The sequence below is a fragment of the Actinosynnema sp. NPDC049800 genome, assembly GCF_040656635.1.
GTDB lineage: Bacteria > Actinomycetota > Actinomycetes > Mycobacteriales > Pseudonocardiaceae > Actinosynnema.
In genome coordinates, this window is record NZ_JBFAMT010000016.1 from 145061 (window position 1) to 166809 (window position 21749).

General features: G+C 71.2%; 21 protein-coding genes. 10 read left to right on the forward strand and 11 right to left on the reverse strand.

Translation table 11 applies throughout. The annotated features are described in order from the left end of the window. Window positions 1-22: 22 nt before the first annotated feature. Window positions 23-841: an HAD family hydrolase gene (locus tag AB0I91_RS20865; protein ID WP_498771096.1), complete on the forward strand. Its 819-nt coding sequence runs from the start codon at window positions 23-25 to the stop codon at window positions 839-841. A 76-nt stretch (window positions 842-917) separates the two neighbouring features. Beyond that, entirely contained in the window at window positions 918-1859 is a 942-nt protein-coding gene (locus tag AB0I91_RS20870; protein ID WP_498771094.1) for an NAD-dependent epimerase/dehydratase family protein, read from the forward strand. A gap of 82 nt (window positions 1860-1941) precedes the next feature. Here AB0I91_RS20870 and AB0I91_RS20875 read toward each other — a convergent pair whose 3' ends face one another. From AB0I91_RS20875 to AB0I91_RS20890, 4 genes are read right to left on the reverse strand one after another with little or no spacing between them, the layout of a single operon-like run. Then, the gene (locus tag AB0I91_RS20875; RefSeq protein WP_498771093.1) at window positions 1942-2337 is read right to left on the reverse strand and encodes a DUF2304 domain-containing protein; all 396 of its coding nucleotides are present in this window, start codon (window positions 2335-2337) and stop codon (window positions 1942-1944) included. A 1-nt stretch (window position 2338) separates the two neighbouring features. After that, complete coding sequence (ppgS, locus tag AB0I91_RS20880) at window positions 2339-3028, reverse strand: polyprenyl-phospho-N-acetylgalactosaminyl synthase PpgS (RefSeq protein WP_230569355.1); 690 nt, start codon at window positions 3026-3028, stop codon at window positions 2339-2341. Between the two features lie 44 nt (window positions 3029-3072). Continuing rightward, the gene (locus AB0I91_RS20885) at window positions 3073-4215 is read right to left on the reverse strand and encodes a glycosyltransferase family 4 protein (protein WP_499608153.1); all 1143 of its coding nucleotides are present in this window, start codon (window positions 4213-4215) and stop codon (window positions 3073-3075) included. A 10-nt stretch (window positions 4216-4225) separates the two neighbouring features. Beyond that, window positions 4226-5470 (reverse strand): MATE family efflux transporter, encoded by a 1245-nt coding sequence (locus AB0I91_RS20890; protein ID WP_498771089.1) that lies wholly within the window; start codon window positions 5468-5470, stop codon window positions 4226-4228. Window positions 5471-5472: 2 nt separating this feature from the next. Between AB0I91_RS20890 and AB0I91_RS20895 the strand changes: the two genes are divergently transcribed. The 5 genes from AB0I91_RS20895 (at window position 5473) to AB0I91_RS20915 (ending at window position 13432) form a co-directional block, all read left to right on the forward strand. Then, window positions 5473-6321, forward strand: a complete 849-nt coding sequence (locus AB0I91_RS20895; RefSeq protein WP_499608284.1) for a glycosyltransferase family 2 protein — start codon at window positions 5473-5475, stop codon at window positions 6319-6321. A 76-nt stretch (window positions 6322-6397) separates the two neighbouring features. Continuing rightward, the gene (locus tag AB0I91_RS20900; protein ID WP_498771085.1) at window positions 6398-8341 is read left to right on the forward strand and encodes a DUF6541 family protein; all 1944 of its coding nucleotides are present in this window, start codon (window positions 6398-6400) and stop codon (window positions 8339-8341) included. Window positions 8342-8375: 34 nt separating this feature from the next. After that, window positions 8376-9611: a UDP-galactopyranose mutase gene (gene glf, locus AB0I91_RS20905; RefSeq protein ID WP_498771083.1), complete on the forward strand. Its 1236-nt coding sequence runs from the start codon at window positions 8376-8378 to the stop codon at window positions 9609-9611. 7 nt (window positions 9612-9618) lie between these two features. Beyond that, the gene (locus AB0I91_RS20910) at window positions 9619-11490 is read left to right on the forward strand and encodes a glycosyltransferase (protein ID WP_498771081.1); all 1872 of its coding nucleotides are present in this window, start codon (window positions 9619-9621) and stop codon (window positions 11488-11490) included. Between the two features lie 85 nt (window positions 11491-11575). Continuing rightward, on the forward strand, window positions 11576-13432 hold the full coding sequence (locus AB0I91_RS20915) for a glycosyltransferase (protein ID WP_499638262.1): 1857 nt from the start codon (window positions 11576-11578) through the stop codon (window positions 13430-13432). A 70-nt stretch (window positions 13433-13502) separates the two neighbouring features. Here AB0I91_RS20915 and AB0I91_RS20920 read toward each other — a convergent pair whose 3' ends face one another. Then, a complete protein-coding gene (locus AB0I91_RS20920) occupies window positions 13503-14024 on the reverse strand; it encodes a MarR family winged helix-turn-helix transcriptional regulator (RefSeq protein ID WP_498771077.1) in 522 nt (173 codons plus the stop codon). Between the two features lie 112 nt (window positions 14025-14136). Between AB0I91_RS20920 and AB0I91_RS20925 the strand changes: the two genes are divergently transcribed. Beyond that, window positions 14137-15075, forward strand: a complete 939-nt coding sequence (locus AB0I91_RS20925) for an NADP-dependent oxidoreductase (protein WP_499638265.1) — start codon at window positions 14137-14139, stop codon at window positions 15073-15075. A gap of 54 nt (window positions 15076-15129) precedes the next feature. Here the strand turns inward: AB0I91_RS20925 and AB0I91_RS20930 are convergent, their stop codons facing one another. The 6 genes from AB0I91_RS20930 to AB0I91_RS20955 all read right to left on the reverse strand — a co-directional run bounded on the left by AB0I91_RS20930 (window position 15130) and on the right by AB0I91_RS20955 (window position 19643). Next, the gene (locus tag AB0I91_RS20930) at window positions 15130-15342 is read right to left on the reverse strand and encodes a hypothetical protein (protein WP_230569345.1); all 213 of its coding nucleotides are present in this window, start codon (window positions 15340-15342) and stop codon (window positions 15130-15132) included. 80 nt (window positions 15343-15422) lie between these two features. Next, window positions 15423-16319, reverse strand: coding sequence for a galactofuranosyltransferase GlfT1 (gene glfT1, locus AB0I91_RS20935; RefSeq protein ID WP_498771073.1), 897 nt, complete (start codon window positions 16317-16319; stop codon window positions 15423-15425). Between the two features lie 9 nt (window positions 16320-16328). Then, window positions 16329-17144 carry a galactan export ABC transporter ATP-binding subunit Wzt/RfbE gene (gene wzt / locus AB0I91_RS20940; RefSeq protein ID WP_230569343.1) on the reverse strand — a complete coding sequence of 272 codons (816 nt, stop codon included), beginning with the start codon at window positions 17142-17144 and terminating at the stop codon, window positions 16329-16331. A 19-nt stretch (window positions 17145-17163) separates the two neighbouring features. Beyond that, the gene (gene wzm, locus AB0I91_RS20945) at window positions 17164-18087 is read right to left on the reverse strand and encodes a galactan export ABC transporter permease subunit Wzm/RfbD (RefSeq protein ID WP_498771070.1); all 924 of its coding nucleotides are present in this window, start codon (window positions 18085-18087) and stop codon (window positions 17164-17166) included. A gap of 59 nt (window positions 18088-18146) precedes the next feature. Then, the gene (locus AB0I91_RS20950; protein WP_498771068.1) at window positions 18147-18998 is read right to left on the reverse strand and encodes a class I SAM-dependent methyltransferase; all 852 of its coding nucleotides are present in this window, start codon (window positions 18996-18998) and stop codon (window positions 18147-18149) included. 93 nt (window positions 18999-19091) lie between these two features. Beyond that, window positions 19092-19643: a bacterial proteasome activator family protein gene (locus tag AB0I91_RS20955; protein WP_498771066.1), complete on the reverse strand. Its 552-nt coding sequence runs from the start codon at window positions 19641-19643 to the stop codon at window positions 19092-19094. 113 nt (window positions 19644-19756) lie between these two features. Here AB0I91_RS20955 and AB0I91_RS20960 point away from each other — a divergent pair, with 113 nt between their 5' ends. After that, window positions 19757-20956 (forward strand): cysteine desulfurase-like protein, encoded by a 1200-nt coding sequence (locus AB0I91_RS20960; protein ID WP_498771064.1) that lies wholly within the window; start codon window positions 19757-19759, stop codon window positions 20954-20956. After that, window positions 20953-21612: a class I SAM-dependent methyltransferase gene (locus AB0I91_RS20965; protein ID WP_498771062.1), complete on the forward strand. Its 660-nt coding sequence runs from the start codon at window positions 20953-20955 to the stop codon at window positions 21610-21612. Before AB0I91_RS20960 ends, AB0I91_RS20965 begins: the two co-directional genes overlap by 4 nt. Window positions 21613-21749 lie beyond the last annotated feature (137 nt).

Here is a 21749-nt window from a genome sequence, read left to right on the forward strand (position 1 = left end):
AGCCGAGAGGCACGATGGGCAGGTGCAGAGACCTTCCCTTGTGGCATCCGACGTCGACGGCACCCTGCTCACGCCCCTCGGCCGGGTCAGCCCGCGCACGGCGGGCCTGATCGCCAGGGTGCTGGCGGCCGACGTCCCGTTCGTGCTGGCCACCGGCCGCCCGCCCCGCTGGGTGCCGGACGTGGCCGAGGCCGCGGGCCTGTCCGGCTACGCCGTGTGCTCCAACGGCGCGGTGCTCTACGACATCGGCGCCGACCGCGTCGTCACGGCCGAGCTGCTCACCCCCGAGCAGCTGACCGAGCTGGCCGCCGTGCTGGACGAGGCGCTGCCCGGCTGCGCCCTGGCCTCGGAGCGGGTCGGCGAGTCCGCCCGCGGCTCCACCGAGCCGGAGTTCATCGCCGACGAGCACTACCTGCACCCGTGGGGCGACGGCGCCCAGCCGCTGCCGGGGCACCAGCGGGCCCAGCTGGTCGGCAAGCCGGCGGTGAAACTGCTGGTCAGGCACCCGAACATGAGCTCGGACGAGATGGCGCGGGCCGTCGGCCCGCTGGTCGGCGACTCCGTGGCGATGACCTGGTCGACCAACGAGGGCCTGCTGGAGTTCGCGGCGCCCGGCGTGACGAAGGCGTCCGGCCTGGCCGCCGTCGCGGAACGCCTCGGCGTGCCCGCGAGCGGCGTGCTGGCGTTCGGCGACATGCCCAACGACGTGCCGATGCTCACGTGGGCGGGTCACGGCGTGGCCATGGCCAACGCCCACCAGGACGCCCGGGGGGCCGCCGACGAGGTCACCGCGGCCAACTCCGAGGACGGGGTCGCGCTGGTGCTCGAGCGGTGGTTCTAGGCTGCCCGTGACGACTCGACCCCCACACCCACCCCGATCCGCCCCACCCGGATCGGCCCACACTGGAGAGACACCCGTGCGCGCACTCGTGACCGGCGGAGCCGGCTTCATCGGTTCAACCCTGGTCGACAGGCTCCTGAGGGACGGGCACGAGGTGCACGTCGTCGACGACCTCAGCCGGGGCAAGCGGACGGCCCCGGCCGACCCCGCCCACGCCGACCGCTACTCGTTCTCGCGGGTCGACATCACCTCGCCGGAGCTGACCGACGTGGTGTCCTCGTTCGGCCCCGAGGTGGTGTTCCACCTGGCCGCGCAGATCGACGTGCGCGTGTCCGTGGCCGACCCGCTGCTGGACGCCAACAAGAACGTGCTGGGCACGGTGAACCTGGCCGAGGCCGCCCGTCGCGCGGGCGTGCGCAAGGTGCTGTTCGCCTCGTCCGGCGGCTCGATCTACGGCACGCCCGAGGTGCTGCCGGTCGCCGAGTCGACCCCGATCAACCCCAAGTCGCCCTACGCGGCGTCCAAGGTGTCCGGCGAGGTGTACCTGAACACCTACCGGCAGCTGTACGGCCTGGAGTGCACGCACCTGGCGCTGGCCAACGTCTACGGGCCGCGGCAGGACCCGCACGGCGAGGCGGGCGTGGTGGCCATCTTCGCGTCCGCGCTGCTCGCGGGCCGTCCCACGAAGGTGTTCGGCGACGGCGGCAACACCCGGGACTACGTGTTCGTGGAGGACGTCGTGTCGGCGTTCGTCGCGGCCTCCGGCGAGGCGGGCGGCGGCCGGCGCTACAACATCGGCACCGCGCACCAGGTGTCCGACCGCGAGCTGCACACCCTCGTCGCGCAGGCGGCGGGCGTGGCCGACGACCCGGAGTTCGCGCCTGCCCGGCTCGGCGACCTGCGCGCGTCGGCCATCGACCCGTCGCTCGCGCGGGCCGAGCTGGGCTGGAAGCCCGAGGTGGACATCGCCACCGGCGTGCGGCTGACCGTGGACTACTTCCGCGCGCTGGAGAGCTGAACCGAGCGGAACAGGCGGACGGGCCGGTCCTCCCGGGAGGGGAGCGACCGGCCCGTCCGCGTTCGTCCGGGGTTCGTCCGGGTCAGGAGGTGTGGGCCGGGTCCTCGACGCGCTCGACGGCCTCGACGACCGGCGCGTCCTGGGGCGGTTCGGGGGCCTCCGCGTTGCGCAGCGCGATGGCGCGGGCCAGCCGCGCGTAGCGCAGCTCCAGCTCCTTGAACCGCAGGTAGGTGTTGATGGTCTGGAAGCCGAAGGCCACGACCAGGGCGTAGAGCAGCAGGTCGGTGCCGCGGCCGACGCCGACGAGCTCGGCGACCTTCGACACCTCGACCGGCCTGATGACGGCGACGACCGCCAGCACCAGGAACAGCAGGAAGCCGATCTTGACGCCGGCCGCGGTCTTGGTCGTGCCGTGGTTCTTGAGGAAGAACACCAGCAGCACGATGACCGCGGCGATGAGCAGGAACTGGATCAGCATGTCAGCGCCTGGACCCCGTCTTGAGAGCCGAGTCGAACAGGATGTTCACACCGTTGATGAGCGACTGGCCCTTGGACATCGAGTACTCGGTGTAGAGGATCTCGACCTGTTCCTCGGTGACCCGCCACCCGCGCTGCGAGATCATGTCGACGATCTGCGACGCGTGGCCCATGCCGTTCAGCGTGATGCGGAGCTCGTCCGCCACCTTCTTGTTGAACACCCGCAGCCCGTTGTGCGCGTCCGACAGCTTCAGCTTGCGCAGCTTGGGGCTGACCGCCACCACGGTCTTGAGCACCACGCGCTTGATCAGCGGGATGTGCGAGTCGTCGCCCTTGAACCGGGTGCCGACGATGATGTCGACCGGCTCGGCGCGGAGCCGGTCCAGCATCCGCACCACGTCCGCGACCTGGTGCTGGCCGTCGGCGTCGAACGTCACGAAGTACTCCGCGCCCGGTTGTTCGCGGGCGTACTCGACGCCCGTCTGGATCGCCGCGCCCTGGCCGAGGTTGACCGGGTGCTGCACCAGGTGGGCGCCCGTGCCGCGGATCGCGTCCGCTGAGCCGTCCCGGCTACCGTCGTCGACGCACACGATGTTCGGGAACGTCTGGAGCGCGTTGCGCACCACGTCCGCGATCACCTGTGCTTCGTTGTAGACGGGCACGACCAGCCATACGTCAGACTGGTCCGCCACGGCGGCCTCCCTGGCGAGTGAGTCGGATGGGTTTCGCAGACAGGCTAGCGCGCGGACCGGTCCCCGCCGCCGCCGACCAGCATTGCGGCGAACTCGGCGATGGTCCGGTCCCACGAGAAGCGCTCGCGGGTGATCTCGCCGAGCTTGGCCGCGCGCGCCTCGCGCTCCGGGTCGGTGACGGCCGTCTCCAGGGCGACGGCGAGCGCGGCGGGGTCGCGCGCGGGCACGAGCCAGCCGGTCACGCCGTTGTCCACGATCTCGGCCGTGCCGCCCACGTCGGTGGCCACGACCGTGCAGCCCATGGCCGCCGCCTCCAGCACGGTGGTCGGCAGGCCCTCGGTCCAGCTCGGGTTGACGAACAGCGAGGCGGCGGACATCTCGCGCAGCGCCGTGTCGTGGTCGACCTCGCCGAGGAACCGCACGTGCTCCTCCAGGCCGAGCCGCGCCACCTGGGCCCGCAGGTCGGCCGCGGCCGGGCCGTCCCCGCACAGGCGCAGCTTCAGCGGCACGCCCCGGCGGTGCAGGGTGGCGGTGGCGGTGAGCAGGTCGGCCACGCCCTTGCCGTTGATGAGCCTGCCCACGTAGCAGGCCACCGGGCCGTCGGCCTCGTCCGGACGGCGGGCCACCACGCCGTCGGGCAGCTCGATGCCCCGGTAGAGCACCTTCGCCTCGCGCTTGGCCAGGTCGCGGACGAACCGCGCGGCCGACTGCGACACGGCCACCACGGCGTCCGCCCAGCGCAGCACGGGCTGGCTGGTGAGCGTGTCGACGGTGGCCGCGACGAACCGGACGAACCAGCCGCCGCTCTGCACCGGGCTCGACCCGTGCTCGACGTGCAGCCGGCGCAGCCCCGCCCGCTTGGCGAACAGCGACGCCCACAGGTGCGGCCAGTAGAACCGGGTGTGGGTCATCAGCACGGCGTCCGGCCCGCACAGCTCGCGCAGCTTCCGGGTGAAACCGGGGTAGGGCACCGGGTAGTGGGAGATGACCTCGCGGCCCGGCCAGCGCACGACCGTCCACCGGTCGCCCAGCCGTTCCACTCCCGCCGGGGCGCCGACCGCCGAGGTGAACACGGTGATCCGCAGGTCCGGATCGGCTTCGAGCATGCGCCGGTGGAGCTCGTGCGCGTACGCCTCCACCCCGCCCTTGTGAGGCGGGTAGTAGACGGGCATGTCGACCAAGTGCACGGCCACGAATCTAGGCCCTTTCCCGATGCCCGAGCAGGCCGGCCCAGGCCAGTGCGGCGGCGGTCAGCCACGCCAGCGCCATGCCGAACGCGACGCCCATCACGCCGAGCAGGAGGCCGAGGCCCGCCACGAGGGCGATCTCGGTGACGAACTGGACGGTGCGCACCCGCGGTCCGAGCCAGGCCCGGCCGCTCGCCTTGCCCGCGACCAGCGCCGTCTGCGCCGTGGCCAGCAGGAACGCGTACGCCAGGAGCACCAGCACGATCGGCCGCAGGCCTTCCCACGGCGTGCCGAGCGCGGCGGTGAGCAGGTCGGCGGGCGCGACCAGGGCCAGGCCCGCGAAGACGAGGCTGACGACCGCCGCCAGCCCGGAGACCAGCATCGGCGCGCGCACGACCTCGCGCGCCGACCGGCCCGCCAGGTGCGCCAGCAGGGCGTTGCTGATCCCGATGAACAGCACGGTGAGCGCGGTCACCGGCACCAGCGCCTTGCGCAGCAGGCCGAGCCCGTCGAGGCCGACCACCCACGCGGTCACGCCGAACGTGGCCCAGGTGCCCGCGGTCAGGTACACGGCGTCGATGAGGAACCCCGGCAGCAACGACCGCCGGTCGCGCAGCCAGCCGCGCACCGCGCCGACCGCGAACGGGCCGCCGGTCAGCCACGCGCACACCGCCGCCACGGGCACCGCGCTCAGCGCCCACAGCAAGTACGTGGACGAGGTGTCCAGTTCGCCGACGAGGAGGGCCACGCCGATCGCGCCCAGGAACAGCACGAGCCAGGAGGCGTCCAGCGCCAGCGCCCGCAACGGCCGCTGCCGGGCGTAGGAGACGTACCGGCCGTGGTCGAGCACCGCGGTGAACGGCGAGGCCAGCGCCTGGACCAGCAGCAACGTCCGGGCGGGCCCGTCGGACAGCAGCCCGACGACCAGGCACCCGACCCCGATCGCGAGGCCGAGCAGCAACGACGTCGCCGCGGCGCCGCGCACACCCCGCGCGTCGCCGGACGCGACGACCTTCGACACCAGCAGCGGCTCCGCGGCGACCGCGCGACCCAGGTACCACTGGCCGATCTGCACGATCGCGACCAGCGAGAACACGCCGTACTCGGCGTCGGTCGACAACGGCGCGGCGATCAGCTGCACGGCGAACGTGATGGCGCTGAAGACCAGCTGGTCGAGGGTGACGGCCGACTGGCGCACCGCCGTGCCGGCCACTGCGCGCAGACCGTCGAGCCGTGATCTGTTCGCCGCCGTCACGGGTGTCCTCTTCTTGGGGGTGCCAGAGCGGGCCTTACTGTACGGCGTTGTCCGATCCATCCCCGCAGCAGGAGAACCCCATGCCATCGCCGGTGTCCGTGGTGATCCCGTGCGCGCCCCGGGCGGACTTCCTCGCCGAGACGTTGCGCTCGGTCGCCGAGCAGACCCACCAGGACTGGGAAGTGGTGCTGGTCCTCGACGGCGAGTGCGAGCAGAACCGGGCCGCCGCGCGCACGCTGCCCGACGACCGGGTGCAGGTGCACCTGACGCCCGCGCCGCGCAGCGGGCCCGCCGTCGGCCGCAACATCGGGCTCGACGCGGCCAAGCACGACCTCGTGGCCTTCCTCGACGCCGACGACCTGTGCCTGCCGCAACGCCTCGCGCACCAGGTCGCCGTGCTCGAACAGCGGCCGGGCCTGGGGCTGGTCGGCGCGTGGGCCCGGCAGATCGACCCGTCCGGGCAGGTCGTGGGCGAGATGCACTCGGCCATCGGGCCCGAGGTCGCGCGCACCATGCTGCTCTACAACTGCCTCATCACCTCCACGATCGTGGTCCGCAAGGAGCTCGCGGCGCGCGTCGGCGGCTTCGACCCGCGCCTGGTGCGGCTGGAGGACTACGACCTGTGGCTGCGCGTCATGGCGCTGGCGGACGGCGACGTGCTGCCCGAGGAGCTGGTCGGCTACCGCGTGCACCCCGGCCAGTACAGCCGCGGCGCGCTCATGGGCTCCCACACGAAGCTGCTGCGGCGGTCCAAGCAGGCGCTGGCGAAGCGGATCGGGGTCAGCGGGCTCGGCGTCGCCGCCCGGCACGCCGCGTGGCTCGGCGTGCAAGTGGCCCACCGCCGCTGGTGAGGCCCGCGCGGGTAGTCTGCGGTCGCGGCGGGACGGGGGCCCCGCTCCTACACCAAGTGATCGGGTTGCTGACGCGATGAGTGCTGCACTGCTGGTGCTGTTGCTGCTGTGGGTGCCTGGCCTGTTGTTCGGCGCGGCCGTCCGGTTGCGGGGGTGGACGCTCGCCGCGGCGGCGCCGGCGCTGACCTACGGCCTGGTCGCGGTCGGCGGCCTGCTGCTGGGCGAGCTCGGGTTCTCCTGGACGCTGCTCACGTTCGGCGCGTGGACGCTCGCCGCGTCGGCCGTGCTGTTCGCCGTCACCACGCTGGTGCAGCGCCGGTGGCCCGCCCGGGTGGACGACGACGAGCCGCGCGTGTCGCGCCGGGGCCACCTGGTGGTCGGCGCGGGCGTGGCCGTCGGCCTCGCGGTCGGCGCGGTCACGTTCCTGCGCGGCATCGGCAGCCTGAACCGCCTCGCCCAGGACTGGGACGCGCCGCACCACGGCAACCTCGTGCGCTGGCTCGCCGAGCACCAGACGTCGCTGGTGTCCTCGGCGGGCGCGATCGGCAACCAGCCGGAGAACGCGGACTACTTCTACCCGGCCACCTACCACCAGCTGCTGGCGCTGCTGCTCGACCAGTTCGGCGTCACGCTGCCGCAGCTGCTCAACTCCGGCGCGCTGAGCACCGTGCTGGTGTGGCCGGTCGGCATCGCCGCCATGGGCCTGGCCTGGAAGCTGCCCGCCCGGATGGTCGCGCCCGCCGCCGCCGTGTCCACCTGGTTCTCGCCGTTCCCGTACGACTCGCTGTGGCGCGGTCCGCTGTGGCCCTACGTCGCCGGCATCGCCCTGCTGCCCGCCGTGCTCGCCCTGGTCACGTACCTGGTCCGGCCGCGCGGCATCACCGGGCCGGTCGCCATCGCGGTGTCGGTGGCGGCGCTGGTCGGCCTGCAGCCGAGCCTGGCGTTCATCCTCGCCGGCCTGCTCGGCGTGATCTTCGTGGCGTGCGTGTTCCGGCTCGTGCCGATCGACTGGAAGCGCGCGTGGCCGGGCCTGGTCGCGCTGGGCGTGCTGGGCCTGGCGGTGGCCGTGCCGCTGATCCTGCCGTCCATGCGCTCGGCCGAGGGCGTGGCCGCCATGGTGTGGCCGTCGGAGGCCACGCCTGCGGGCGCGTTCGGGCAGATGCTCACGTTCTCCGGCGTGGTCGACTTCCCGCAGTGGTGGATCGGCCTGCCCGCGCTGTTCGGCATGGTGGTCATGGCGAAGCGGCGGCTCATGGTGTGGATGGTCGGCGTGTGGCTGGCGTTCGGCGGGCTGTACGCCGTCACCGTCTCGCTGGAGGGCGCCGTCATCCAGCGGCTGACCGGCTACTTCTACAACGACCACTGGCGGCTCGCGGTCATGCTGCCGCTGCCCGGCTCCATCGGGTTCGGCGTGGCCGTGGTCGCGTTCGGCACGTGGGTGGTCGCCCGCTACCGGGACCGGGTGCCCGCGCTCGGCCGCTCGCCGTGGGCGCCGGTGGCCGTCAGCGCGGTGTTCTTCCTGCTCATCGGCCTGGTCAGCGGCGCGTACGTCGGGCGCAACAGCGCCCGGCTGGCCGGGAACTACCAGAACGGGCCCACCGTCAGCGACGGCGAGCTGGAGGCCTACCGGTGGCTGGCCGAGCGCGTCCGGCCCGGCGAGCGGGTGATGAACGACGTGTTCGACGGCAGCGGCTGGCTGTACGCGATGGCGAAGGTCGAACCGGTCGAGTGGACGTTCTACGGCACGCCCGCGGGCACGCCGAGCAACTTCCTGACCAAGCACCTCAACGAGCTCGACGAGAACCCCGAGGTGCGCGAGGCCCTGACCGAGCTGAGGGTCCGGTACGTGATCGTCGGCCGGGGTTTCGTGCGCAAGGAGAACCGGATCGCGCCCGGGTTCGTCGGCCTCGACCGCACGGCGGGCTTCAACGAGGTGTTCCGCAACTCCGATTCGGTGATTTACGAAATCGAAGGCCAAGAGGACGTGCTCGAAGGAGCCGCGGCGGCGGCCGGCCGATGAGCGTATCGACCGATCGGTGCCCCACTTTCACCCCATGGGGTGTGGACGGTCGCGTCCGGTCACTGCCGTACCCTCGACTGCTGTGAGCTTCGCTGGATTTGACCTGATCGTCGTCGGTTCCGGGTTCTTCGGCCTGACGGTCGCCGAACGCACCGCATCACAGCTCGACAAGCGCGTGCTCGTGTTGGAACGCCGCGCGCACATCGGTGGCAACGCCTATTCCGAGCCGGAGCCCGAGACGGGCATCGAGGTGCACCGGTACGGCGCGCACCTGTTCCACACGTCCAACAAGCGCGTGTGGGACTACGTCAACCAGTTCACCGAGTTCACCGGGTACCAGCACCGGGTGTTCGCGATGCACGCCGGCCAGGCCTACCAGTTCCCGATGGGCCTCGGCCTCATCTCGCAGTTCGTCGGCCGCTACCTGAGCCCCGAGGAAGCCCGCGCGTGGGTCGCGGAGCACGCCGCCGAGATCGACTCCAAGGACGCGAAGAACCTGGAGGAGAAGGCGATCTCGCTCATCGGTCGCCCGCTCTACGAGGCGTTCGTGCGCGACTACACGGCCAAGCAGTGGCAGACCGACCCGAAGGAGCTGCCCGCGGCGGTCATCAGCCGCCTGCCGGTGCGCTACACCTTCGACAACCGCTACTTCAACGACACCTACGAGGGCCTGCCCGTCGACGGGTACACCGCGTGGCTGGAGCGGATGGCCGACCACCCGAACATCGAGGTGCGGCTCGACACCGACTTCTTCGACGTCCGGGACGAGATCCCGGCCGGCACGCCCGTGGTCTACACCGGCCCGCTCGACCGCTACTTCGACTACAGCGAGGGCTGGCTCGGCTGGCGCACGCTGGACTTCGAGCAGGAAGTCCTGCCGGTCGGCGACTTCCAGGGCACGCCGGTGATGAACTACAACGACGCCGAGGTGCCCTACACCCGGATCCACGAGTTCCGGCACTTCCACCCCGAGCGCGAGTACCCGTCGGACAAGACGGTCATCGTGCGCGAGTTCTCCCGCGCGGCCGAGAAGGAAGACGAGCCGTACTACCCGATCAACACCGCCGAGGACCGCGCCAAGCTGGAGCGCTACCGCGAGCTCGCGCGCACCGAGGCCGCCGAGCGTAACGTCGTCTTCGGTGGTCGACTGGGCACCTACAAGTACCTGGACATGCACATGGCGATCGGTTCCGCGCTGAGCGTGTTCGACAACAAGATCGCCCCGCACCTGGCCTCCGGTCGGGCGCTGGACGGTTCGCTGGAGGACTGATTCGGTTATGTCGGGCAACTCCACCCTCGTCGAGCACGAGGCACCGGAGAAACTGCTGGCGCAGCGCGGCCTCTTCGCCGGGCCGTCGCAGATCGTCTCGGAGGACCTCTACGCCGAGATCTCCCAGGGCATCGCCGACCGCGAGCGGCACCGCATGGTCGTGCACCCGCACGCCACCGTGTCGATGAACACCTACTTCGGCCGGTTCCCGGCCACCTACTGGCAGCGGTGGTGCGTCAGCGCCGAGGTGGAGCTGAGCCTGACCCTGACCGGTTCCGGCACGGTCTCGGTCGTGGCCTCCGACGCGGAGGGCGAGTCCCGGACCATCGTCGCCGAGCAGGTCTCGGGCGCGCAGGGCCAGGTCGTGACGCTGACGGCCAAGATCGACAAGTTCACCGACGGCGGCGCGCTGTGGTTCGACGTCGTCACCGGTGAGCACGAGCTGGTCGTCGAGCACGCCCGGTGGACGGTCGCGCCGCCCAAGCGGGTCCGGCCGACCGCGGTCGTGATCTGCACGTTCAACCGGGTCGAGGACTGCCTCAACACCATGGCGGCCCTCGCGTCCGACTCCGAGCCGCTGAGCCTGGTCGACGCGATCTACGTGGTGGACCAGGGCAGCGACCCGGTCGAGTCGCGGCCCCGGTTCGCCGAGGTCGCCGCCGCGCTCGGCGACAAGCTGCGCTACATCCGCCAGCCCAACCTCGGCGGCGCCGGCGGCTTCACCCGCGGCCTGTACCAGGTCATGGAGGTCGACCACGCCGAGCACGCCAACGTGCTCTTCATGGACGACGACGTGCTGTGCGAGCCGGAGATCGTGGTCCGCACGACCGCGTTCGCCAACCGCACCGCGCAGCCGGTCATCGTCGGCGGCCAGATGCTCTACCTGCTGCACCCGAACCACCTGCACGTGGGCGCGGAGTACGCCAACCTCGACACGCTGGCCCCGGGCCAGGTCGTCGACGGCGCCCTGCACGACGCCGACCTCACCGGGTACGACGAGGAGACCGGCAAGCGCAACGTGCAGGACCGCCGGGTCGACGCGGGCTACAACGGCTGGTGGTCGTGCCTGATCCCGTCGGAGATCGTCAAGGCGGTCGGCTACCCGCTGCCGCTGTTCTTCCAGTGGGACGACATCGAGTACGGCTACCGCGCGCGGGCCCACGGGTTCGCCACGGTCACGCTGCCCGGCGCGGGCGTGTGGCACGCCGACTTCCACTGGAAGGACTGGGACGACTGGCACCGGTACTTCAACCTGCGCAACGCCCTGATCACCTCGGCGCTGCACAGCCAGTTCGACCCGAAGCGGATCTGCCGGTCCATGGCGGCCCAGCTCGCCACCTACCTCGTCGGCATGCAGTACGGCCTGGCGGCGACCCAGCTCAAGGCCATCGAGGACTTCCTCAAGGGCCCCGAGATGCTGCGCGACGGCGGCGTCCAGGCGGCGGCGGACATCCGCAAGCTGCGCGCCGAGTACCCCGAGACGGTCAAGCACCCGGCGTCGGAGGTGCCCGGCATCTCCTCCGGCGACCTGCCGCTGATCACGGCGCCGCCCGCGCCGCGGCTGTTCGCGCCGGTGCTGGCCAAGCGCGTGGTCAACCAGCTGCTCGGCCGCAGCGTGCACGACGTCGGCGCGGTCGCCGCGGGCGACTCGGCGTGGTGGCACGTGTCGCTGTTCAACACCGCCGTGGTCACCGACGCGTCCCAGGAGGGCGTGCGGGTCCGGCGGCGCGACCGCGAGCTGGCCATCCGGCTCGGCAAGCAGGGCACCAAGCTGCTCAAGGAGCTCTACCAGCGTGCTCCCGAGATGCAGCGCGCCTACCGCGACGCGATGGGCGAGCTCACCAGCCGCGAGAACTGGCGGCGGTTGTACGACCTGTGACCGGTGAGGCGGGGCGGCCCTGAGCGGTCGCCCCGCTTCGCTTCTCCCACGTCTTTCTCACGCGCTTCTCACCGGGGGACCTTCAGTGGACGCAGTGCACCGGATCATCCTGCCGAGGGACGACGACCCGCTCGACGTCCGGCCGATGTACCTGGACGAGCCGGAGAACGTGCACTGCCAGGTCGACTCACGGCGCGGGCTGACCGTGCCCGAGCACGCCAAGGTGTCGTTCGCGACGTACTTCAACGCGTTCCCGGCCAGCTACTGGAAGCGGTGGACGGTCGTCGACGAGGTCGTGCTGCGGATGCGCGTGCGCGGCTCCGGCCGGATCGACGTGTACCGGTCCAAGCCCAGCGGCGACGTCGTGCACCTCGAAGGCTCGTTCGTGCGGGACGCGGCGGACTGGACGTCGCTGGAGTTCCCGGTGTCGCTGCGGCCGTTCGAGGACGGCGGGCTGATCTGGTTCGACGCGTTCACGCACGAGGCGTCGCTGGAGATCCAGGACGCCGAGTGGGCCGTGCGGTCGCCGTTGCCGGCGAAGAAGGTCGCGGTCAGCATCACCACCATGCGCCCGCACGACGCGGTGGAGGCGTTGCGGGCGCTGGGCAGCGACCCGGCCGTGCTCGACGTCGTGAGCAACGTGTTCGTGGCCGACCAGGGCGCGGTGAAGGTGCGCTCGGTGGCGGGCTTCGCGGAGGCGGAGGCCGGGCTCGGCGGCCGGCTGGAGGTCATCGAGCAGGACAACCTCGGCGGCGCGGGCGGGTTCACCCGGGGCATGTTCGAGGCGGTCGAGCACACCGACGCCGACCAGATCATGCTGATGGACGACGACATCCGGCTGGAGCCGGAGGCCGTGCTGCGGTCCAACGCGTTCGCGCGCGCGGCGGCGTCGCCGGTCATCGTCGGCAGCCACATGCTGAACCTGCAGGCCAGGACCCGGCTCCACAGCACGGCGGAGATCGTCGACCTCGGCACGTGCTTCTGGCGGGCCGCGCCGGGCGCGGTCACCGACCACGACTTCGCCACCTCGTCGCTGCGCGAGACGCCCGAGCTGCACCCCAGGGTCGACGCCACCTACAACGGCTGGTGGATGTGCCTGTTCCCGCGCGAGGTGGTGGAGCGGACCGGCTACCCGCTGCCGCTGTTCATCAAGTGGGACGACGCCGAGTACTCGTTGCGGGCGCTGGAGCACGGCTACCCGACGGTGTCGCTGCCGGGTTCGGCGGTGTGGCACATGCCGTGGACGGACAAGAACGACTCGACCGACTGGCAGGCCTACTTCCACACCCGCAACCGCCTGGTGCTGGCCGCGCTGCACAGCCCGTACGACGTGCGGAACGGGATCGTGAAGCACGGGTTGAAGCTGTCGCTGCGGCACCTGCTGTCCATGGAGTACTCCACCGTGGCGTTGCAGCAGAAGGCGATCGAGGACTTCCTGGACGGTCCGGCCGGCCTGTTCGACTCGCTGCGCACGGCGCTGCCGATGGTGCGCGCGATGCGCGAGGAGTACAGCGACGCCCGACGGCTGGAGTCGGCCCGCGAGTTCCCGCCGCCCACGTTCGACATGGTGCGGGCCGAGGCGTTGCTGAGGCCGTCCAAGGGCAAGGCGACCATCGCGGTGCGCGCGGCCAAGTCCGTCCTGCACAACCTGCGCCCGCCCCAGGCGTCCGCCGGCGACCGCCCGCAGCTCAACGTGCCCGCGCTGAACGCCCGCTGGTTCCTGCTCGGCAACCTGGACAGCGCCACGGTGTCCACCGCGGACGGCACCGGCGTCGCGTTCTACAAGCGCGACCCCGACCAGTTCCGCACCCTGATGGCGCGTGCCGCCCGCAACTACCGGCGTCTGGGCAAGGAGTGGCCGCGGCTGCGCCGCCTGTATCGCGACGCCCTGCCGGAGCTGACCTCGGCCGAGCAGTGGCGCAAGGCGTTCGAGAACCGCTGACCGCACTCCCGCACGCGGTCGGGTCGGGCGCGCTGTCGTCGATCAGGGTGGTCGAGGCGAGCGCGGCGCGCTACGGAGCTTGATCGGTTCCAGTCGTCTTCTTGCGCCGCCGCGGTTCCGCCGACCGCGGCGGCGTCCGACGCATGTGGTCGCGCGCGCGGGCCAGGACATCGGCGAGCGCCTCGACGTCGGAGCGGGACAGCGGGGCGAACAGCAGGTCGTCGAGGACGGCGACGTGACCGGGGAAGACCCCCGCGAGCACAGCACGTCCTTCCTCGGTGATGGTGACGGTGACGCTGCGCTCGTCATCGGCGGACGGCGTCCGGGTCACGAGGCCCCGCTTCTCCAGCGTCTGCGCCTGATAGGTCAGTCCGCTGCGGCTGTAGACGACACCGTCGGCCAGATCGGTCATCCGCCGACTGCCCGTCGGTGAGTCGCCGAGCGTGGCCAGGAGCTGGAACTGCACGTAGCTGAGATCGCCGGCATCCCGCAACTGCTGCTCGACGGCGTGCTTCAGCAGGCTGCTCGCCTCGATGAGGGCGAAGTACGCGCCCAGCTGCGTGGCGTCCAGGCGGGGCGGCGGGGCGGTCATGGGTCGAGCCTATCAGTGCTTCCAACTCGAAGCACTTGCTTCGAAATCGAAGCAGTGTTACGGTCGTTCCAGTTGCTTCGACTTCGAAGCACATCACCGGAGGGTCGACATCATGAAGGCAGTGCGGTTCCACGAAACGGGCGGCCCGGAAGTCCTGCGCTACGAAGACGTCGACCAGCCGGTCCCCGGCGCGGGCCAGGTCCGCATCCGGGTCGCGGGGTCGGCCTACAACCCGGCCGACGGCGGCATCCGCGAGGGCTTCCTGCCGATCCCGGTCACGCTGCCGCACGTTCCGGGGTACGACGTCTCCGGCAGGATCGACGCGCTCGGCGACGGCGTGGAAGGTTTCGCCGTGGGCGAGGACGTCATCGGGCTCATCCCCATGACCGCCGACGGCTCGGCCGCGGAGTACGTCGTCGCCCCCGCAGAGGTGCTGGTGAAGGCTCCCACCACCATCCCGCCGGCGGACGCCGCGGGGCTGCCGTCGGTCGGGCTCACCGCCTCGCAGGCGCTCTTCGAGGCAGGCGGGCTCACGGCCGGCCAGCGCGTGCTGATCAACGGTGCCGGCGGCCCCGTGGGCGGGTACGCGGTGCAGTTGGCCAAGCGCGCGGGTGCCTACGTCATCGCCACCGCGAGCCCGCGCAGCAGCGAGGCCGTCAAGGCGGCCGGCGCGGACGAGATCATCGACCACACGGCCACCTCGGTGCTCGACGCGGTGGCCGAACCCGTCGACGTGCTGCTCAACCTGGCCCCGATCACCCCCGACGGGTTCACGGCCCTGGTCGTACTGGTCCGCGACGGCGGAGTGGTCGTCTCCACGACACCGACCGTCCCGACGCCCGGTGACCAGGAGCGGAACGTGCGCGCGGCCACGATCTTCGTCCACCCTGACGCGGACGTGCTCTCGGGCCTCGTCGACCTCGTCGACCGCGGTGAGCTCCACGTCGAGATCGCCCGGCGCGTGCCGCTGAGCGAGCTGCCCGCGATCCACCGGCAGGCCGCCGCGGGGGAGGTCCGCGGCAAGGTCGTGGCCGTCCCGCCCGCCGCCTGACGATCCGGAGGTCGCCGTCATGCCCCGAGCCTCGTCGGCGGGGCCTGGCGGCGACTACTCGAAGTGCGCGGCTACGACGTGGCTGAAGTTGACCACGAACTCCTTGTCGTCGGCGGTCCGGATGGACTGGGTGTGGCCGTTGCGCACGACCTGGATCAACCTCGACCCGAGATCCTCGGCGGTCTCCGCGGAAACCTTGATCGAGATCGGGTTCGGGTTCGCGGCCAGGTGCAGGACCAGTGCCGTCTTACGCGCTTCAGAAGTCATGGCGCCACCCCACCACCGGCCACCTGACCAGGCAAGACGGGTTCGCCGTCAGCGATTCCGCGCCGAGCTGAACCGGGCTCTCACTTGCGGAAGAAGCGCTCCCGCTGGCCCAGGCGCACGAGCTTCAACCACTCCAGGAACGCCTTCGGGTCGCGGCGCACGCCGATGAAGTACAGCCCGAACCGGAACGCCTCCAGCAGCCCCAGCTTCCGCATACCGGGCTGCGCCAGCAGGTAACCCCGGTTCCGGTAGGTGTAGTAGCGCTTGACCTCGTTCTCGGGGTCCTGCGCGTGGAACCGGCCGCCGAGCATCGGCTTGAACTCGTCCGACCCGTCGGGGTGCAGGTAGGCGACCTTCAGCGACGTGCCGAACGGCAGGCCGGTGCGCACCAGCCGCCGGTGGATCTCCACCTCGTCGCCCCGGAAGAACAGCCGGTAGTCCGGCACGCCGATGACGTCCACCGTGGACGCCTTGAACAGCGCCCCGTTGAACAGCGACGCGATGCCCGGCAGGAAGTCGGTGCCCAGCTCGGCCGCGTGCCGCTTCCACGTCAACCCGCGCCGCAGCGGGAACGCGAGCTTCTCCGGCCGCTCGATGTTCGTCACCACCGGGGAGATCGCGGCCAGCTTGCGCCGCCGGGCCTCCTCCAGCAGCACGGCGAGCACGGTCTCGTCGGCGGGCCGCCCGTCGTCGTCGGCGAGCCACAGCCAGTCCGCGCCCAGCGACAGCGCGTGCAGCATCCCCAGCGCGAACCCGCCCGCGCCGCCCAGGTTGCGGTGCGAGGCCAGGTAGGTGGTCGGGATCGGGCACTGCGCGACCAGGTCGTCCACCGGCTGGTCGGGCCCGTTGTCGACGACCACCAGGTGGTCGAGCGGCCGGGTCTGCGACGCCAGCACCTTCAACGAGTCGGCCAGCAGCTCGCGCCGGTGCCGGGTCACCACGACACCGACGACGGAGCCCTCCGGCAGTGCGCCCACGACGCTCACCTACTCGCCACCGTTCCCGCTCAGCACCCGCGGCTGACCGATCCGCTCCAGCGTCTCCGGGGCCATGTTCTCGAACGGGTCACGTCCCTTGTAGGAGGTGAGCACGTCCCGCAGCGACCCCTGCATCTTGACACTGCCTTCGTCCATCCAGATCGCCGTGGTGCAGAACTCGGCGAGGAAGTCGTCGGAGTGGTTCGCGAACACCAGGATGCCCGACCGCTTCACCAGGTCGTTCATCCGGTCCCGCGCCTTGGCCATGAACGCCGCGTCGACGGCGCCGATGCCCTCGTCCAGGATCAGGATCTCCGGGTCGATCGACGTCACGATGCCCAGCGCCAGCCGCACCCGCATGCCCGTCGAGTAGGTGCGCAGCGGCATCTGCAGGTAGTCGCCGAGCTCGGTGAACTCGGTGATGTCGTCGACCCGCTTCTCCATCTCCTTGCGGCTCATGCCGAGGAACAGACCGCGGATCATGATGTTCTCGTACCCGGAGATCTCCGGGTCCATGCCGACGCCGAGGTCGAACACGGGCGCGACCTTGCCGACGACGCGCGAGCTGCCCCGCGTGGGCTCGTAGATGCCCGCGAGCAGCCGCAGCAGCGTCGACTTGCCGGCGCCGTTGTGGCCGACGAGGCCCACCCGGTCACCGTGGCGCAGCGAGATGTTGATGTCGTGCAGGGCTTCGATGATCGGGACGCGGCCCTCGGAGCCGATCTTGCCGCCGACCTTGCCCAGCGCGAGCTTCTTCAGCGACCTCGACTTGGCGTCGAAGATCGGGAAGTCGACCGAGGCGTTCCAGACGTCGATGCTGACCATGATGTGTTTGCGGCCTCACTCAGACCCAGTAGGAGACGCGGGCACGGTAGTTCCGCATCGCGATCAGCGCCAGTCCCCAGCCCACGACGGTGAACGCGCCGACGACCACCCAGTGGTGCCAGTCCTGCACGTGGCCGAGCATGGGGGCGCGGACGATCTCCACGTAGTGGTAGATGGGGTTCAGCTCGGCGATCAGCATGCGCCACCCGCCGTCGTCGCCCGCTTCGGCGTTGGTGACCTTGTTGAGCACGCCGACGTGCCACACGATCGGCGTCATGAAGAAGATCAGGTTGATGAAGCTGCTGATCACCGGCGGGATGTCGCGGAACCGGGTGCTGATGATGCCGAACAGCAGCGCGACCCACACCGCGTTGACCACGACGAGGGCGAGGCCGGGGATGGCCAGCAGCACCGTCCACGACAGGCCCGGCTGGACGACCTTGTCGCCTTCCATCTGGTAGCTCTCGGTCAGCGTCGGGAAGAAGATCGCGACGACGACCAGGTACACGACCAGGTTGTGGAAGAGGAACAGCGTCTGGCGCCACACCATGCGCAGCACGTGCACCGTTATGGGCGCGGGCAGGTGCTTGATCAGGCCCTCGTTGGCGATGAAGACCTCGGTGCCCTCGGTCACCACGCCGAGGACGAAGTGCCAGATGATGAAGCCCGCCGTGACGTACGGCAGGAAGGTGCCCAGCTCCTGGTTGAACAGCTGGGAGTAGAGCAGGCCGAGCGCGAGCGCCGTCGTGCCCATGGAGATCGTGATCCACAGCGGGCCGATGACGGACCGGCGGTACCGCTGCTTGATGTCCTGCCAGCCCAGGTGGCCCCACAGCTCCCGCTGCCGCCAGGCGTCGCGCACGTCGCCGAACGCGCGCGCGAAGGTGCGCGAGTTGGGTGCCAGGGGAGCGGGAGGTCGCTCGACCGTACTCGTGGGTTGCACGAGTAAGGAGACTACCGGCGACGGGGTGGTGACCCTGTCGCCGGGCTGTCACGGTGCGGTCACCCCTGCTGCGAGGCCTCCGGCACCCCGGTTACCTTCATGATCACCTGTTCGTGATCGTACGTGTACCCGCAGTAGTCGAACTCGATGCCGGTGCGGGCGACGTACTCGGACCAGGCCTTGTGCTCGTGGTCCCGCCAGCCCGGGTAGTTGAAGTACTCGTCGAAGACGATCACGCTGCCGGGCACCAGCCGGGGGCCGACGAGGTCCAGCACGGTCTTGGTCGACGAGTACAGGTCGCAGTCGACGTGCAGGAACGACACCGGGCCGGCGTGCTCCTCGAGGAAGCCGGGCAGGGTGTCGTCGAACCAGCCGACGACGAGCTCCGCGCCGTCCACGTCGGGCAGGCCGTCCATGCCGAACAGGCCGGCCGGGAAGCCGTTGCGCCAGTCCTCGGGCAGGCCCTCGAACGAGTCGAAGCCGTACACGTCGCGGCCCTCGAACGCGGTGGCGATCAGCTTGAGCGTGCCGCCGGTGTAGACGCCGAACTCCAGCGCCATGCCCTCGGCCGAGACCAGGCCGAGGGCGTGCTCGAGCGTGGTGTGCGGGTGGCCGAAGTGCGGCGCGGTGGGCAGGTGCTCCCGGATAAACCGGGCGCTCTCCTTGGCCGCTTCCTGCTCACCGGCGAACACCAGGTCGCGCCGGGCCCTGATCTCGTACTGGATCGTCGCGTCGACCGCGCGGTCCGCCTGTCTGCGCAGCTCCTCCACCTGGTCCTGGAGCCGGGCGATCCGCTCGGCCTGCTCGCGGTGGTAGGGGCGGACCGCGTCGTCGATGACCCGCAGGATCTTGCCGCGCACGCGCTTGCGGACCTCTTCGACGATCGGGCTGTGCCGGACTTTGTCGAGCACCTGTCGGCTCCTCTCGCGGGTGTGGCGGTGAACACGGTCGGGCAGCGCGGTGCCCGTTGTCCAGCCCCGCGACCTCAACGCCGCACCGGAACGTTACAAGTACTGACCAGTGCCCCGGATGTGCGGACCGCCCTCGTGATCGGCGGCGCCCGACCCGGCGGGCAGGGCGCGGCCGCGCATCTGCTCCAACTGGACGCGGGCTGCCATCTGCTGGGCGAACAGGGCCGTCTGGATGCCGTGGAACAGGCCCTCCAACCAGCCCACGAGCTGCGCCTGGGCGATCCGGAGCTCCGCGTCGGACGGGGTGCCCTCCTCGGTGAACGGCAGGGAAAGCCGCTCCAGCTCGTCGCGCAGCTCCGGCGCGAGGCCGTCCTCCAGCTCGTCGATGGACCGCTTGTGGATCTCCTTGAGGCGGTTGCGGCTGGCCTCGTCGAGCGGAGCCGCGCGCACCTCCTCCAGCAGCTGCTTGATCATCGTGCCGATGCGCATGACCTTCGCCGGCTGCTCGACCAGGTCGGTCACGTCCTGACCGCCCGCGTCGTCGCCGGACGGCACCCGCGCGGTCCCCACCGGCGTGCCGTCCGGGCCGACCACGACCACGTGCCGCTCGTTCTCCAGCTGATCATCTCGGGGTGCCTCGCTCATGCGTCCCATCCTGGCCCGATCGGGTGGCGGACGCCGAACCGGGTCACAGATCGGGTGGCAAACCCCCGGCCCCTGCTGTCGCTCCCGCCGACGTCCTCCGTACGGTGTGCGGCATGGCGTTCGACGTCGCCCGGGTCCGTGGGCTGTTCCCCGCGCTCGGCGACGGCTGGGTTCATCTGGACGCTCCTGCGGGGATGCAAGTACCCGAACAGGTGGCCACGGCCGTCTCCACCGCGCTGCGCGCACCCGTCTCCGGGCCGGGTGGCATCTTCCCCGCCTCGCAACGCGCCGAGGCGATCGTCGACGCGGCCAGGCGCGCGGTGGCCGACCTCGTGGGCGCCGACCCGGCGGGCGTCGTGCTCGGGCCGAGCTCCGCCGTGCTGCTGCAACGGCTGGCCGACGCGCTGTCGGAGGGCTGGTTCCTCGGCGACGAGGTCGTGGTGTCGCGGCTGGACCACCCGGGCAACATCGCGCCGTGGCAGCGGGCCGCGCAGCGCACCGGCAGCGTGGTGCGGTGGGCCGAGGTCGACATCGAGACGTGCGAGCTGCCTGCCTGGCAGTACGACGACCTGGTCACGCCCAAGTGCAAGCTGGTCGCCGTGACGGCCGCGTCCGGCTCCGTCGGCACCCGCCCGGACCTGCGCAAGATCGCCGAGGCCGCCCGCCGCACCGACGCGCTGGTCGTGGTGGACGCCTCCTCGGCCGCGCCGTTCGTGCCGCTCGACATCACGTCGATGGACGCCGACGTAGTGGCGGTGTCGGCGAACAACTGGGGCGGGCCGCCGGTCGGCGCGCTGGTGTTCCGCGACCCGGCGATGCTCGACCTGCTGCCGTCGGTCGCCGTCGAGCCGGGTGCGCGGGGTCCCGAACGCCTGGAACTGGGCCCGCACGCCTACCCGCTGCTGGCCGGTCTGGTCGCGTCCGTCGAGTACCTGGCCGGTCTGGACGACGCCGCGGTGGGCCCGCGACGCGAGCGCGTGCTCACGTCGTTGAGCTCGGTGAAGGCGTACCAAGCCGGACTTCTGGCTAATCTCATCAACGAACTGCGATCGCTCCGTCACGTCATGGTAATCGGCGACGCCATGCGGCGGGTGCCCGCGCTGGCGTTCACGGTGGCCGGCGTGAAGGCGACCGACGGCGTCGAGCACCTGTCCGAGCGCGGCGTGTGCGCGTTCGCCGACTCGGGGCAGCACGGCGTGTTCTCGGTGCTGGGCGTCGGCGAGGTCGGCGGGGCGATCCGCGTCGGCCTGGCGCACTACACGAACGCGGTGGAAGTGGACGAGCTCGTGCGGGCGGTCGCCGAGCTGGCGTGAGACCGGGGGGCTGGGTGGACGACCTGCTGTCACGGGAGCTCGCCGACCTCGCCGCACTGCACCGGCTGGCGCCCCTGATGTCGGAGTACCTGCCCACCACGGCGCACGAACTGCGGCCAGCCGCGCTCGCGGCCGTGGTGGACGAGGTGCTGCTCGGGTCGCGGACCGTGCTGGTGGAGTGCGGGTGCGGCGCGTCGTCGGTGGTGCTGGCCCGGCTGCTCGCGCGGCGCGGGTTCGGGCACCTGCTGTCGGTGGAGCACGACGAGCGGACGGCTGCGTTCGTGGCCAGCCAGCTGCGCCGGGAAGGCCTCGGCCACGTGGCGCGCGTCGTCCACGCCCCGCTCACCCCGCACCCGGCGGCGCTCGGCAACGCCCAGTGGTACCACCCGCAGCTCGTGCACGACGAGGTGTCGGCGTACGTGGAGCGCTACGGCCTGGTCGACCTGCTGCTGGTGGACGGCCCGCTGCTGGGTGACGCGCGCTACCCGGCGCTGCCCGTGCTGCGCGGCGTGCTCGCGCCCGGCGCGGCGGTCCTGGTGGACGACGCCGAACGCCCCGGCGAGCAGACCGTGCTGGTGCGGTGGGCCGAGGAGTTCGCGCTGCGGTTCCGGACGACGCCTCGGACTTTCTTGGCTACGGCGACGGCGTTGGACTGAAGTTGCGGCGGCGAGAAGTGGTGAAAGATTAAAAGCCTTAAAAGCATGTCCTCGCCGGACGGGCAGATCAGCAGGATGACGGCCCGTTCGGTGGTTCTGCGCCGGGTCCGTTGTGGGTCCGGGTTTCGTGTCATCCC